The sequence below is a fragment of the Tunturibacter gelidoferens genome (assembly GCF_040358255.1).
Classification (GTDB): Bacteria; Acidobacteriota; Terriglobia; order Terriglobales; family Acidobacteriaceae; genus Edaphobacter; species Edaphobacter gelidiferens.
In genome coordinates this window covers 940391-953996 of record NZ_CP132938.1, presented here as the reverse complement: position 1 = coordinate 953996, position 13606 = coordinate 940391, and the positions used below count along the sequence as shown (strand labels likewise).

General features: G+C 59.7%; 12 protein-coding genes. 7 read left to right on the top strand and 5 right to left on the bottom strand.

Going from position 1 to position 13606, the window contains the following annotated elements:
* Positions 1 to 79: 79 nt before the first annotated feature.
* The 3 genes from RBB81_RS04425 to RBB81_RS04415 all read right to left on the bottom strand — a co-directional run bounded on the left by RBB81_RS04425 (position 80) and on the right by RBB81_RS04415 (position 4658).
* Positions 80 to 955, bottom strand: coding sequence for an aldo/keto reductase (locus RBB81_RS04425; protein WP_183790840.1), 876 nt, complete (start codon positions 953 to 955; stop codon positions 80 to 82).
* A 248-nt stretch (positions 956 to 1203) separates the two neighbouring features.
* Positions 1204 to 2820 carry a multicopper oxidase family protein gene (locus tag RBB81_RS04420; RefSeq protein WP_246373714.1) on the bottom strand — a complete coding sequence of 539 codons (1617 nt, stop codon included), beginning with the start codon at positions 2818 to 2820 and terminating at the stop codon, positions 1204 to 1206.
* Between the two features lie 98 nt (positions 2821 to 2918).
* On the bottom strand, positions 2919 to 4658 hold the full coding sequence (locus RBB81_RS04415) for a phospholipase C (RefSeq protein WP_183790842.1): 1740 nt from the start codon (positions 4656 to 4658) through the stop codon (positions 2919 to 2921).
* A gap of 175 nt (positions 4659 to 4833) precedes the next feature.
* Here RBB81_RS04415 and tgt point away from each other — a divergent pair, with 175 nt between their 5' ends.
* Positions 4834 to 5961, top strand: a complete 1128-nt coding sequence (gene tgt / locus RBB81_RS04410; protein ID WP_353072843.1) for a tRNA guanosine(34) transglycosylase Tgt — start codon at positions 4834 to 4836, stop codon at positions 5959 to 5961.
* On the opposite strand, the gene RBB81_RS04405 is transcribed toward tgt, so the two are convergent.
* A complete protein-coding gene (locus RBB81_RS04405; RefSeq protein WP_353072842.1) occupies positions 5954 to 7549 on the bottom strand; it encodes a glycosyltransferase family 39 protein in 1596 nt (531 codons plus the stop codon). The two genes, tgt and RBB81_RS04405, sit on opposite strands and share 8 nt — an antisense overlap.
* Before the next feature lie 92 nt (positions 7550 to 7641).
* A complete protein-coding gene (locus RBB81_RS04400) occupies positions 7642 to 8142 on the bottom strand; it encodes a heme-degrading domain-containing protein (RefSeq protein WP_353072841.1) in 501 nt (166 codons plus the stop codon).
* A 161-nt stretch (positions 8143 to 8303) separates the two neighbouring features.
* On the opposite strand from RBB81_RS04400, the gene RBB81_RS04395 reads away from it, so the two are divergent.
* From RBB81_RS04395 to RBB81_RS04370, 6 genes are all read left to right on the top strand, one after another.
* Entirely contained in the window at positions 8304 to 8618 is a 315-nt protein-coding gene (locus RBB81_RS04395; protein ID WP_353072840.1) for an MmcQ/YjbR family DNA-binding protein, read from the top strand.
* A 156-nt stretch (positions 8619 to 8774) separates the two neighbouring features.
* Positions 8775 to 9083: a preprotein translocase subunit YajC gene (gene yajC, locus RBB81_RS04390; RefSeq protein WP_353072839.1), complete on the top strand. Its 309-nt coding sequence runs from the start codon at positions 8775 to 8777 to the stop codon at positions 9081 to 9083.
* Between the two features lie 161 nt (positions 9084 to 9244).
* A complete protein-coding gene (secD, locus tag RBB81_RS04385) occupies positions 9245 to 10852 on the top strand; it encodes a protein translocase subunit SecD (protein ID WP_353072838.1) in 1608 nt (535 codons plus the stop codon).
* A 46-nt stretch (positions 10853 to 10898) separates the two neighbouring features.
* On the top strand, positions 10899 to 11861 hold the full coding sequence (gene secF / locus RBB81_RS04380) for a protein translocase subunit SecF (RefSeq protein WP_353072837.1): 963 nt from the start codon (positions 10899 to 10901) through the stop codon (positions 11859 to 11861).
* A 114-nt stretch (positions 11862 to 11975) separates the two neighbouring features.
* On the top strand, positions 11976 to 12710 hold the full coding sequence (locus RBB81_RS04375; RefSeq protein WP_183790851.1) for an energy transducer TonB: 735 nt from the start codon (positions 11976 to 11978) through the stop codon (positions 12708 to 12710).
* A 116-nt stretch (positions 12711 to 12826) separates the two neighbouring features.
* Positions 12827 to 13570 carry a MotA/TolQ/ExbB proton channel family protein gene (locus tag RBB81_RS04370; RefSeq protein ID WP_179580542.1) on the top strand — a complete coding sequence of 248 codons (744 nt, stop codon included), beginning with the start codon at positions 12827 to 12829 and terminating at the stop codon, positions 13568 to 13570.
* Positions 13571 to 13606: the final 36 nt, after the last annotated feature.

Here is a 13606-nt window from a genome sequence, read left to right as displayed (position 1 = left end):
CTCCTGCGCGGAGTGCGGTCACTTCGTGACTTGTGTACCGCTTCGCCTGGTCCTCCCGTTGGTCGGAATGATACGTCCTTCAGGCTGCGGCTACGCGCTGGATGAGATTGTTCTGTTCTCTTTGGGATTCAGCGCCGATGGTGAAGGCGTCGAGGACTCCAGTGCCTAGGGCGTAGCGGATGGCCTCGGCTGGTTTGTCGCGGAGATCGCCCTGGCCGAGGATCTTCATGCCGACGATTCCCTTCCCTTGGGCGCGCATCTGTTTGATGACGCTGATTACGGTGGCGGGGTCGGCGTCCATGTGGGAGCCGATGGGGTTGAGACGGACGAGATCGACTTCGACCCAAGGCGAGGCGGCTGCGGCCTTCAGCGCGGGTAGGCTGTGGCAGGAGACTCCGTGGGCGCGGATGGTGCCCTTCTGTTTGGCTTCGGAGAGGACGTCCATGATGCCGCGGTAGCGTGTCGTCCAATCGCCTTCTGTGACGCAGTGGATGAGGACGATGTCGATGTAGTCGACGCCTAGCTCTTTGCGGAAGCGGTCGAGGTCGGCGCGGACGCCGGCGGCGTTGCGGGTGTCGGTCTTGGTGAGGACGGTGACTTTGTCGCGGGGGATGTGCTTGAGGGCTTCGGCGACGTACGGGTGGCTGCCGTAGGAATCGGCGGAGTCGAAGAAGCGGAGGCCGTTGTCGTGGTAGCCGTCGAGCAGCAGTTTGGTGAGGGGTGAGTCGCCAAGGCGGGTTTGGTTGGAGGAGCCGCCGTAGCCTATGGTGCCGGTTCCCATAGCTAAGCGGCTGGTGCGAATGCCGGTGTTTCCCAGGATTACCTCGTCTTGCGCGTGGAACTTTTGCGGGAGGGGGTCCGGCTCGACGAGGGCGGCACGAGCGATGGCGGAGCGGGTGAGAAGGGTGGCTGCGAGGGTGCGGGTCGTGCGGCGAAGGAAGTCTCTCCTTAGCATGGCGCGATCTCCTTGGAGGTAGATTACTCCGATTCGCTTGCATGGGAAAGACGGTGTCCTGCCGGACGGGCCTCCTGCGCGGAGGGCGGGCGCTTGCACGCCTTTTTAGAGCTTTGCGTGGTCCTCCCGTTGGTCGGGATGAGATTTAGATTCGCGACCATCGGGAGCGCCTGGCGAAGCGGTATACGTCACGAAGTGACCTTCCCGCGCAGGGAGTCCGTCTGGCAGGGCATATCTTTTCGAAGAAATCAGGCGATGACTTCGAAGGGACGCATCATGTCGTTGGCTTCGTGCTCGAGGATGTGGCAGTGGTAGAGATATTTGCCGGGGTAGCCTTCGAAGCGGATGATGACGCGGGTCACCTGTCCTGCGGGGCACTGGATGGTGTCCTTCCAGCCCATCTCGTTGGGGGCGGGGGCTTCGACGGGGCCGCGAAAGCGTAGTTTTTTGTTGGTCATCAGCTCGAACTGATCAAAGGTGCGACGGTCGAGGATCTGAAAGCGCACGAGATGAATGTGCATGGGGTGGGTGTCTTCGGTCTGGTTGATGAACTCCCAGATCTCGGTGGTGTTGAGTTTGGGGAACTCGGTGGTGGGCTCGTGCCAGTGCTTGTTGTTGATGAGCATGACCATGGGGTTCTGGAGACGGTCCTGGTGCTCGTTGAGGGTGATGGTACGGGTGAGAGTGGCGGAGGACTCGGGGGTGCGGTGGAGGGTGCGGAGGGTTTTGGGGATGGAGTGAAGAGGCGCGGAGGAGGTCTGATTCGCCACGCGGAACTGGAGGATGTCGAAGGCTCCGGTGCGTAAGTGAATGGTCTGGCCGGCGAGGTGGCTGAAGTCGATGAGGAGATCGGCGCGTTCGGCGGGAGCGAGCGCGAAGAACTTCTGCTCTACGGGTGTGGCGAGAAGACCCTGGTCGCTGCCGATCTGGATCATGGGCTGGTGGTTGTCGAGGGCGAGGCCGAAGAAGCGGCTGTTGGAGGTGTTGAGGACGCGAAAGCGGTAGAGGCGGGGCTCTACGTTGAAGAACGGGCGAAGCTTGCTGTTGATGAGGATGCCGTCGGCAGTGAACTCGGGGATCCAGGGGTGGTCGGGGTCGCCCGAGGTGGCGTAGAAGAGCTGGCCGTCGGTGGTGAAGTTGCGGTCGCAGAGGATGAGGGGGATTTCAAAGGGGCCGGATGGGAGGTTGAGGGCGTCCTCGACCTGGTCGCGGATGAGGAAGAGTCCTGTGAGGCCAGCGTAGGTATTGAGGCGATTGAGACCCATGGCGTGGTCGTGGTACCAGAGGGTGGCGGACTCCTGCTGGAGGGGATAGCGGCAGGTTTTGGATTGACCGGAGGGGAACCAGTCGGTGGGGTAGCCGTCGTACTGGGTAGGAACTTTGGCTCCGTGGACGTGGGCGACGGTGCGGACTTCGGGGAGGTCGCGTCCGCTGCCGTGGAGGCTGAAGTCCACGGGGAGAAAGTGTTTGGAGGGGAGGTGATTGACCCAGGTGATCTCGACGGGATGGTCGGAACGGGCTTCGATGACGGGGCCGAGGGGGGTGGGGCCGTAGCTCCACATGCGGGTGGGGGGGACGTCGCGGTGGATTTTGGACTGGATCTCACGCATGGTGATGCGGAGTTTGCGCGGAGAGGGGGTACCCATGGGGACGGATGGGACGGGGAGGGGGTCGACGAAGGGGGGAAGCTCGAGGACATGGAGCATGGGGTGTTTCGCGTCGGGAGCGTTGGGGGCCATGCGCGCGGGCATTGCGGATTGCATGTGCTCCATTTGGGCGAGAGCGCTGGGGCCGAGAAGGCTGAGGGCGGCGGTCTGCTGGAGGAAGCGGCGGCGGGATGACAGGGGATGGGTCGGGTCAGACAACGGGTGGATTCTCCGGGGCAAAAGAAAGCACGCACTCCGTGGGGAGTGCGTGCTGTTGAGCGTAACGGGTGAATGTGACGGTTTCGTGAAAACGGCGGTTAGTTGCCGCTGGTGACCTTGCCGGTGGTGGGGTCCAGCACGACTACGTTGGGGTTCGGAACAACGGTGCTGGTGAAGTTGAACATACCGGTGAGTGCGCCAGCAGAGGCATCGAAGGACCCGCCGCCGATGCGCTGGCTGGACAGGAAGACATCCTCGATGAAGCGGGGAATGGAGGCCTGGTCGGTGGGGGTGTTGTCGATGTAGTTCTTCTTCGCCCAGGGGGAGATGACCAGAAACGGCATACGGGGGCCGTGTCCGCAGCGCCCCTGTACGGGAGCGCCGTTGGAGTTGGGACCGGGGAGTGAGGCAGCCGCTGCGCCGGTGCAGATGGCTGCATCGGAGACGCTGGCGGAGCCATTGACGATGTCGGTGAGGTGATCGTACCAGCCGTCGGAGTCATCGTAGGCGATGATGATGGCGGTGGAGGACCAGAAGGACGACTTCTCGATGGCGTTGACGGTGTTGACGACGAAGGTCTGCTCATCGAGGGGATCGGAGTAGCCCGCATGAGCGTCCTGGTACCCGGGGGCCTTGAGGAAGCTGACGGCTGGCATGTTGCCGGCGGCGAGAGCGTCGGTAAAGTCGTGCATGTCGTACTGGTGGTTGGCCTGGTCGGTGGTCCCGATCGCTGCGGTAGGACGCAGGTGGTTCAGGTTCGCTGTGCTGGCGTAGTACTGGAAGGGCTGGTGGTGCGGGATGTAGTCGGCCTTTGTTGGGTGGGTGGGAATGTTGACTGCGGCGGTGTTGCGGCCGCATCCGGTGGTTCCGTTGGAGTTGGTAACGGTGAGGTCGAAGCCGCCCTCAAAGAAGCCCCAGGTGATCTTGGCGGCATTGAGGAGATCGCCGATATTCTTGCCAGACATGCTGAAGTTGGCGCTGGTGGAGGAGCAGATGTCGCCGGTGGGATCGTCATCGTTGATGTCCGTGAAGCCACCCTGACCGTCGGCGACGATTGCGGAGGCCGCACCCGTGGGGTTGATGACGCCGTTGGTCTGGCCGGAGGCGAGATTGAGGGCGCCAGGAGTGGAGGGGCCGAAGGTGGTGCCGAAGGAGTGGTCGTTGACGGCGTAATGCTGCGCGTAGTTCCACAGGGCGGTGACGGTGTTGCCGTCGTAGTAGCCCATGGTCAGCGCAGTGGTGTTAGCTTGCGGAGGGGCGTTGGTGACCGCCGCCAGATTGGGTAACAACGGAAGGGCGGAGCTGTCCGGCGTGCCGACCGAGATCGGGAAGAGGTCCATCTTGCCGTTGTCGAACGCAAGCTGCTCGGGATTGTAGGCATGGTCCTGATCCGCTGTGGCGGCCTGGGCAGGAGCCAGACGAAACGGATTCGACGGGTTCGAGTTCATCGCGGCGACGTTGTTGGCGCTGTTCAGGTTCGGGTTCGCGGTGAGCAGCGACGGCGTGCTGATGTAGTTGACCATGTTGGCCGGGGTGGCCGGAAGGCTGGTGGTTCCGGCGAGGGTCGCAGCGGCTACAGTGGCGGCGGTGGCTGGGGCGAAGGGCGTCTCACCGGGAAGGTTCGCGGCGTTGGGATAGGTGCCGAAGTAGTGATCGAAGGAGATGTTCTCGCCGAAGATGACGACGACGTGCTTAATGGCGACCGGGGCTGTGGTCGGCGTTGGCGGCGGGGTGGTGTTGGCGTTGCCGTTGCCTGGAGGCGTGCTGACCGTGCCCTGGCCGCAGCCGCTTAGGATAAGGGTCGTGGACAACGAGAGGGCGAGAAGTTTCCGAATCATTTTTGAGGCCTCAAAAGTTGGTAGAGATGCGGTGCTCCTTATTGTTAGGTCTGAAAGTGACTGGATTTATGAATTGAAGTTGAATGCCAGATGAATTAATGGAGTGTGACTTCTCCAAAGGGGCGGTCAGTGCGTCGTTGAGGCCGAAGTGGGTGGGCCTCTTACAATCGGAGTAATGGGATTTTCATTTGAGGTAGATCGGACTGCAGAGGGTGGTGGGCGGAGGGGGCGGCTGAGGCTGCCGCATGGGGTGGTGGAGACTCCGGTGTTTATGCCGGTGGGGACGGCGGCGAGTGTGAAGGCGGTGCCTCAGAGTCTGTTGGAGGAGGTTGGCGCGGGTGGGAAGGGGGCGCAGATCATCCTGGCGAATACCTACCATCTGTATCTGCGGCCGGGGCATGAACTGGTGCGGCGGATGGGTGGGGTACATCGGTTTATGAGCTGGGAGCGGCCAATGCTGACTGACTCGGGCGGGTTTCAGGTCTTTAGTTTGAGTAAGTTGCGAAAGATCTCGCCGGAGGGAGTGGAGTTTCGGTCGCACTTGGATGGGAGTAAGCACTTCTTCTCGCCGGAGCACTCGATGGATGTGCAGATTGCGCTGGGGGCGGATGTTGCGATGGTCTTCGACGAGTGCGTGGAGACGCCGGCGACGTGGGAGAGGACGCGGGAGTCGATGGGACTGACGCATGCATGGGCGCAGAGGTCGAAAGATCACTTTGAGTTACATAAGGATCGGGTGCCGTGGTTTTCTGAGAGGCAGGAGCAGACGCAGAGCCTGTTCGGGATTGTGCAGGGTGGGATGTATGCGGATTTGAGGGAGGAGAGTGCGAAGCGGCTGGTGGAGATGGATCTGCCGGGGTACGCGATCGGCGGCCTGGCGGTGGGGGAGCCGCGGGAGGTGACGCGGGAGATGATTGCTCGGACGCTGGAGCATCTGCCGAAGGACAAGCCGCGGTATGTGATGGGGGTGGGGTATCCGGATGAGATTGAAGAGTATGCGCGGATGGGTGTGGACATGATGGACTGCGTGCTGCCGACGCGGTCTGGGCGGCATGGGCTGCTGTTTACGTCGGAGGGCAGGATCAATATTAAGAAGAAGGAGTATGCGGAGGATCAGGGGCCGATCGATGCGACGTGTGGGTGCATGGTGTGCCGGCGGTATACGCGGGCTTATCTGCGGCATCTGTTTGCTTCAGGTGAGCCGTTGAGTGCGGTGCTTAACAGCGTGCACAATATCGCGTTCTATCTGGATACGATGGAGAGGGTGCGTGGAGATCTGGCTGGGGCGGGCGAAGTTAGTTGAGATTATTTCTGACGTAGATTCTGTAGCCAAGGGGCTTCGAGGGACTGCTGCCTGCCTTGACCATGTGCGGGGGGATTCGTTCGGCGTCGAGATGGTAGGTGGCTTTGAGATAGTCGTGGAATTGGGGCCAGCGGCTCACCTTTTGATAGGTGTAGCCGGGACTCTGGGTGGCTGGGTCGCAGTCGTTGCTGGAGATGACGAAGACGGCCGGGGGATTCTTCATGATGGCCTTCCAGAAGGCTTCGCGGGATCGGTCTCGTTCGGCACCGGGTTGATCGGAGAGCATGTAGCAGTCGTAGAGGTAGCCGGTGGCTTGCACGAGGCGCATGTTGTAGAGCGTGGGGATACAGCCGTCGGCCATGTCGAGACACTGAACGCGGTTTGCCAGATCCTGGCCGCCGAGGCGGTTGAGGTCGGCGCGGAGAAGGGTGTCGAACTCCTGGTTGTGCCAGTCCTGCCAGAGTGCGTGGGCAGTTGAGCCGACTCCGATGAACAAGACGCTGACTACGATGCCTGCCATGGCGAGGCCCGGCAGAAGCTTGTTATTTGTGGTGAAACGAAGTCGCCGGTTGGCTGGTTTGGTTTTGAGGATGGTGGTGAAGTCGATGCCGATGAGGAGGAGAAGAAAGGCTTCGGAGGGGTAGCGATGGTAGGGAAAGCCCTTCCTTTGGAGATAGAACGAGGCCAGTCCGAAGAGAACGGCTACGAGGAGTGCTGCACGTTCCCAGGTGATCCAGTCTTTTTTGAGGATGACAATGGGAAGCCAAAGCAGCACGACGGGAAGCATGACGGAGGAGATGCTGTGGAGGATGAGATGAGTGTAAGACCGTGGGCCCAGGAGGAGGAAGTAGGGGAGGAGTTGGGTGAGGGTGCGGAGGAAGTCGGCGGTGATGTGCTGGTGTTGGAGCCAACCGAAGATCAGAAGGATGGGCGTCAGCATGCCGATAAGCCCAGCGATGATGTGCGAGGCAAATGGTTGTCGTCTGCGTCGGAGGGTGATGGCGGCCAGAAGCAAAACGGTTGGGGCGAGCAAGAGGACGGAGGGCTTGATGGTGGTGGCGACCCCGCAGAAGAATCCGAAGAGCGCGGTCCAGGGTTTGGTCTTTATTGGTAGAAGTGCTCTGTGATGCGTTCTCAGGTCTGTGAAGAGGAAGGCGTATGCGATCAAGAGGCAGACGGTCATGGTGAGGTCGCGTTGGCCTAGTTGGACGAGGCCGTCGCGGCCGTGGATGAGGGCGAAGAGTGCGGCTGCGAAGAGTGCAGCGAAACGGCTGTAGGGCTTGCAGATGACGAACATGGCGATTGCGGAGACGGCCAGGAGCGCAAGGTCGAAGAGTCGCCACGCGAGCGAGTTGCCGCCGAAGAGGTGCATAACGGCGCCTTCGATCAAGAGCGTCGTCGGCATATTGGGGTCGACGATGTCGCGATAGGAAGCCATGCCGTGGTCCATGAGGAAGACGACGTAGTGCATAAGGGCGGCGTCGCCCATGAGGGGCCAGTGCCAGGTGCGGATGACGAAGAGGAGAAGGCACCCCACGAGGAACACGGAGGAGAGTGTCCGGGTGATGGCGTAAGACCGATCCGACATGGCTTCGATGCTCCCGTGGTGCCGCTGCTTTGCGGACAAACCTTTATTAGAGCATTGCGGCTATGGGTGCCTTGCGGCGCGGCAGGGTCTGGTTATGCAAGGCACAGGGAGTCGTGATTTTGTTTGAGTTCGAGGCAGAGTGCTTCGACGACGAGGTTGTGGTCTTCGCGCTGCGGCAGGCCGGAGACGGTGATGCAGCCGATGACGCCTGCGCCGGTGACGTGGAGCGGGAAGCTGCCTCCGTGGGCGGCATAGTCGGCGTCGGGGAGGTTGTAGCGTTCGCTAAAGGTGCGGCTGCTCTGCTCAAGTGCGAGGCCGATGGCGTAGGAGCTGCGGTGGAAGCGGGCGACTACGTTCGATTTGCGCTGCACCCAGCGGGGGTTATCCGGCGTGGTGCCGGCGAGGGCTGCGTAGAAGAGCGGCTGGTGAGGCTGGCCGAAGCGGCGAATATCGATGACGAGGGAATGATTGCGGGAGACGGCGAGATCGCGGAGGCTTTGGCCGAGACGCCAGGCTGTGTCGTAGTCGAAGGCGGAGAAGTGGAGCTCGGCTTCCTGGCGAGCGATTGCGGCGAGGTCTTCGGGGATGGGCATGAGCGGCGCTTCCTTCCTGCTTCGGTCGAACATGGTTCAAACGACTCGTTGCAGACAGTTTATGAGATAGAAGGTTGACGTTCCGACTTGCGGCAAAGGTTTGCGCGAAGTTCGTACGGATGGGCGTAGGCTTTGAGAGCTCGTTTGAGAGGAGAGTGCGGATGACCGCACAGGACTATCGACGGATTGCATTGAGATTGCCGGGAGCTTCCGAAGGATCGCATCAAGGGCATCCTGACTTCCGGGTGGGAGGGAAGATCTTTTGTACTCTTGCATTTGAGAAGGAGGGCTATGGCGTTCTGAAGCTGAGTCCAGAGGAGCAGGCCGGACTGGTGGAGGATGCGCCGGAGGTGTTTTCCCCTGTCCCTGGAGGGTGGGGACGTGGTGGGGCTACGCGCGTACGACTGGATGCGGTGAGCGCGGATGTGCTTGAAGGGGCTTTGAAGATGGCCTGGAAGCGACGTTTGACGAAGTGATCGCGCCTTGACAGGGTGTTGCGGTTACGCGATGCTAAGGGGCTAGGCACACTTTTTGCACAATGAGCGAAGTTGCGTGCAGTTGGGCGCGCTCGCGTGTGTTTTTGGGTTGGTTGCGGCGAAGAGGAATTGAGTGGTTGAACGGAGTTTTGATTGATGCTTGCGATGTGGTTGCAGAGTGCGGCTGGGCTGGGTAATCTGGGCAGCCTTGCGTTGCCGATCCTGTTCTTTGTGGTGCTTTACTTTTTGATGATCGCGCCGAACCAGAGGAAGCAGAAAAAGTGGCAAGAGATGCTGGGGCAGCTGAAGACCGGCGACCGAGTCACTACCAATGGCGGTATTCGCGGCACGGTTCTGACCGTAAAGGATGATCTTGTTGTCCTGCGGGTTCAGCCGGACGGCGTGAAGCTTGAGTTCGTCAAGAGCGCGATTGCCGCTGTGACGACGGACGAACAGGCTGCCTGAACGAACACTTCAAAATAGGCTGTAGCAAATATTAGATGTAGGCACGTTTATTAGATGTAGGCACGTTGAGATTGAACCGTTAACAACGGACGAGGAAGAAACAAGGATAGCGACGGCGGTACCGGAGCATGGCACTGCGGTTGCATCCTTCAATAAAGATCATGGGCAAGAATCTGGCCGGGAAATCGGCATTCATCGTTGCGGTACTGGTGATCTTCTGTTTCGGCATCGTGGGCATTCCCCACGGCGGGCTCACGCAGTCGATCAAAGATCGTATCCACCTGGGGCTCGACCTAAAGGGCGGCACCCACCTGGTGCTCGAAGTGCATGTGGCTGAGGCAATAGGTTCGGCTACGGACCGCGATGTCGCGAGACTTGAGGCCGACCTGCAGAAGGCCGGAGTGGTTGGCGCGATAGTAGGAAAGACGGATCCATCGCGGCCACAGACGATTATTGTGTCGGGTATTCCGGCGGCGAAGTTGAGCGACGCTCGCTCGGTGCTACAGGGGAATGATTATTCGACTTATGATGTCGCGACTACAGCCGACGGGAACTCGGCGTTGACGATGAAAGTCGGAGCGGTGCGTGACCTTGAGACGAGGACGCTTGATACCTCGATCGAAACGATTCGCGAGCGCATCGATAAGCTGGGTGTTAGCGAGCCGGTGATCCAGAAGTACGGGCTGGGCGAGAACCAGATCCTGGTGGAGTTGCCGGGCGTCGATGATCCAGCGCGTGTGGAAGAGATTATTCAGTCGACTGCCAAGCTGTCGATTCATGCGGTGACGGGTGGACCTTACGAGTCGGACCAGGCTGCAATGCAGGCGAACGGTGGGGTGATTCCTCCTGATTCGATGCTGGTGCATGGGACCGGTTCTGCCGGAGCTCCGGACCAGATCTGGCTGCTGAAGCGGGTGAGCGAGGTGGAGGGTACGGACTTCCGCGATGCGCAGCCGGGACAGGATCAGAACGGCCGGCCGAACATCCGCTTCAACCTGACGACTGAGGCAGGGGATCGCTTCTACAAATATACCGAGGCGCATACGGCTTCGAGCGCGACGCCGGGTTCGATGGCGATTGTGCTGGATAACAAGGTTCGCGAGGTTGCGGGAATTCAGTCGGCGATTCGCGATAGCGGCGAGATCACCGGCGCGTTTACGCAGCAACAGGCGAACGATCTGTCGCTGATGTTGCGCACGGGCGCGCTGCCGGCTTCGATCTCTTACCTCGAGACGCGAACGGTTGGGCCGAGCCTGGGCGCTGCTTCGATTCATCAGGGCGTGGTCGCGGCGATTGCCGGCATGCTGGCGGTCATGATCTTCATGCTGATTTACTATCGCGGCGCGGGGATCAATGCGGATCTGGCGCTGATGTTGAACCTGATTATTTTGCTTGGGTTTATGGGCTTTACTGGATCGACTCTGACGCTGCCCGGAATCGCGGGCGTGATCCTGACCATTGGCATGGGTGTGGATTCGAATGTGCTGATCTTTGAGCGCATCCGCGAGGAGTTGAGAGCTGGAAAGACAGCCTCGGCGGCGGTTGAGCAAGGGTTTAAGCATGCGTTAGTGACGATCATCGATACCCACGTGACGACCATCGTTTCGGCGTTGATCCTGTTCCTGTTTGGTTCCGGACCGGTGCGTGGGTTTGCGGTGACGCTGGCGTTTGGTCTGTTCGCCAACCTGTTTACCGCGGTGTTGGTCTCGCGCGTGATCTTTGACACGATCCTGCAGAAGAAGGAACGCGGCGCGGCGCTGTCTATTTAGATTTCGAGAGATTGCGGAGCCATTGGCTGCCGCTGAGGGTTTGAGCTTGGAACTGTTTCGTACAACAAATATTGATTGGCTCGGGAAGAAGTGGTACTTCCTTGGGTTTTCCCTGATTTTTTCTGTGCTGGGTGTGCTGAGCATGCTGTTCTGGCACCACATTCCGCTTGGGGTTGATTTCAAGGGAGGCACGCAGGTTCGCGTGGCCTTTGACCAGACTCCTAATGAGGATCATATCCGGCAAGCGATGGACCGCGCGGGCGTGCACGACGCACGGATTCAGCGCGTCAGCGATCCCAGCGGCCATGCGGCGAACAAGGTGATTATTGCGCTGCCGGAGTCGACGGCGACCGATCAGTCGCACGATGCCGGGCGCCAGAGCGTGGAGAGTGCCCTGAGCGCCAACTACCACGACTCGGCGTTTACTGTGGAGCAGGTTGAGATTGTTGGGCCTACGGCTGGGAAACAGCTTCAGAAGCAGGCTTGGCTGGCGACGTTGTACTCGCTGATCGGGATGCTCATCTATCTATGGTTCCGGTTTGAGCTGATCTACGGCGTGGCGGCGGTGGTCGCGGTGTTCCACGACACACTGATTACCGTTGGCGCGTTCAGTTTGACGAATCAGGAGATAACCCTTACCGTTATCGCTGCAATCCTAACGTTGATTGGTTACTCGATGAACGACACGATCGTCGTCTTCGACCGCATACGCGAGAATCTGGCGCTTTCGCGGAGGGAGTCGCTGCATGATGTTGTCAATCGGAGCATCAATCAGACGCTGAGCAGAACGGTTATCTCTTCGGGACTGACCTTTCTGACGGTGCTTTCCCTGTATTTATTTGGCGGTGAGGTATTGCATGGGTTTTCCTTTGCGCTCGTTGTCGGCATCCTAATTGGTACCTACTCGTCGATCGCTGTGGCGGCACCGATGCTGGTGGCGTACCAGGACTGGCGGGTAAGCAAGGGCAAGTCGGTGACGTTACCTGCGGGTAAGCGCGCGAAGGTGTAGGGATTGGCTCTTCTGCCGATGTAATAACGGGAACAAAAGAAATGGCTGGGAACAAAAAGCAACAACGCGGTGTCTAAAGAAAAATAGCTCTTCTTCACAGTAAAGAGGCTGCATATGTTCGAATCCTCGTTGATGGAATCCGGCGGCCAGATCAAGACCAAGTCCAAGTACTGGATGATTGGGACCTTTATCTTCAATGGCGCGATCCTGGCAACCATGATCCTTATTCCGCTGCTGTATCCGGAGGCTTTGCCGAAGACGGCAATGACCGCGATGCTGACAGCGCCGCCTCCACCCCCTCCTCCACCACCCCCTCCGCCACCGCAACAGATCGTCAAGCCGATCAAGATGGTGTCAGAGATCGACGCAGGTCTTCACGCTCCTACGAAAATTCCAAAAGATATCAAGATGCTGAAGGAAGATGCTGCACCTCCTCCGCAGGTCGCCGGCGTTGCCGGCATGGCGGGTATGGGTAGCGGCAACGGCGTCCCGGGTGGCGTGATGGGCGGAATCGGCACTGCGCCGACTCCGGTTGTCAAAGTTGCTCCTCCGAAGGGTCCGCAGCGCGTTTCAAGCGGCGTAGTGGCTGGTAACAAGCTTTCGGGGTCGAATCCGGTTTATCCTCCGATCGCAAGGGCTGCTCACGTCTCGGGTGCTGTCGTTCTGCACGCCGTGATCTCGAAGAGCGGTACGATCGAAAAGCTCGAGGTGGTCAGCGGTCCTGAGATGCTTCGGTCCGCGGCTGTATCGGCCGTCCAAGGTTGGCGCTACAAGCCGTACTTCCTCAATGGCGAGCCGACCGAGGTGGACACACAGATCACCGTCAACTTCAACTTTGGCGGCGGCTAAACCAAGGCTCATCACGCAGCAACGTCTCTCGCGGGTCTCCCAAAGGTGTCGAACTTTTGGGGGATTCCCGGGTCAAGATTCTGAAAGTTAGAGTTCTACCAGGAGGAAATATTCCAGTGATTCTCGCTCATCTAGCAACAACCTTCGCTCACGTTCCTGCTTCCCTCGCCCTGTACTTTGAAGAGGCGCAGGTCAGCTTCAGTGTTATGGGTCTCTGGTCCAACATGGGCTGGCTGGCTCGTTGCGTTGTCATCTTCCTTTTCATCATGTCGATCTGGTCGCTCGCTGTGATCATCGATCGCGCTCTTTACTTCTCTGCAGCCCGCAAGCAGTCTCGTGAGTTTGCGCCGAAGGTTGCCGGCGCGTTGAAGGACGGCCGTCTCGATGAGGCGATTAAGGTTGCTGACCGTTCCAAGAAGTCGCACCTCGCCGAAGTTGTTACGGCTGGTCTGCAGGAGTTCCGCAGCTTCGGTTCTGGCGGTACGATCACCGACGAGCAGATTGAGAGCTCCAAGCGCGCACTTGAGCGCTCTGAGGCTATCGTTCATGCCAAGCTGAAGCGCGGTCTGGGCGGTCTGGCCACCATCGGTTCGACGGCGCCGTTTATCGGTCTGTTCGGTACCGTAGTCGGTATTTTGAACGCCTTCCAACAGATTGCAACTCAGAAAACCTCTGGTATCGGTGCAGTCGCCGGCGGTATCTCGGAGGCCCTCGTAACGACCGCCTTCGGTCTGCTCGTCGCCATCCCTGCCGTTATGACGTTCAACTACTTCACCGGTAAGGTTGAGGCTTTCGACGTCGAAATGGACAACAGCTCGAGCGAACTGGTCGACTACTTCATCAAGCAGAGCCACCGGTAGGGCTTCGGTCCAGAAGCGTAAGGCCAATCAGCAGTA

Bases quoted from the DNA above. Each gene is read 5' to 3' on its own strand.
- RBB81_RS04425 (WP_183790840.1), bottom strand. From the start codon at position 955: ATGCTAAGGAGAGACTTCCTTCGCCGCACGACCCGCACCCTCGCAGCC.
- RBB81_RS04415 (WP_183790842.1), bottom strand. From the start codon at position 4,658: ATGATTCGGAAACTTCTCGCCCTCTCGTTGTCCACGACCCTTATCCTA.
- tgt (WP_353072843.1), top strand. From the start codon at position 4,834: ATGGGATTTTCATTTGAGGTAGATCGGACTGCAGAGGGTGGTGGGCGG.
- RBB81_RS04405 (WP_353072842.1), bottom strand. From the start codon at position 7,549: ATGTCGGATCGGTCTTACGCCATCACCCGGACACTCTCCTCCGTGTTC.
- RBB81_RS04400 (WP_353072841.1), bottom strand. From the start codon at position 8,142: ATGCCCATCCCCGAAGACCTCGCCGCAATCGCTCGCCAGGAAGCCGAG.
- RBB81_RS04395 (WP_353072840.1), top strand. From the start codon at position 8,304: ATGACCGCACAGGACTATCGACGGATTGCATTGAGATTGCCGGGAGCT.
- yajC (WP_353072839.1), top strand. From the start codon at position 8,775: ATGCTTGCGATGTGGTTGCAGAGTGCGGCTGGGCTGGGTAATCTGGGC.
- secD (WP_353072838.1), top strand. From the start codon at position 9,245: ATGGGCAAGAATCTGGCCGGGAAATCGGCATTCATCGTTGCGGTACTG.
- RBB81_RS04375 (WP_183790851.1), top strand. From the start codon at position 11,976: ATGTTCGAATCCTCGTTGATGGAATCCGGCGGCCAGATCAAGACCAAG.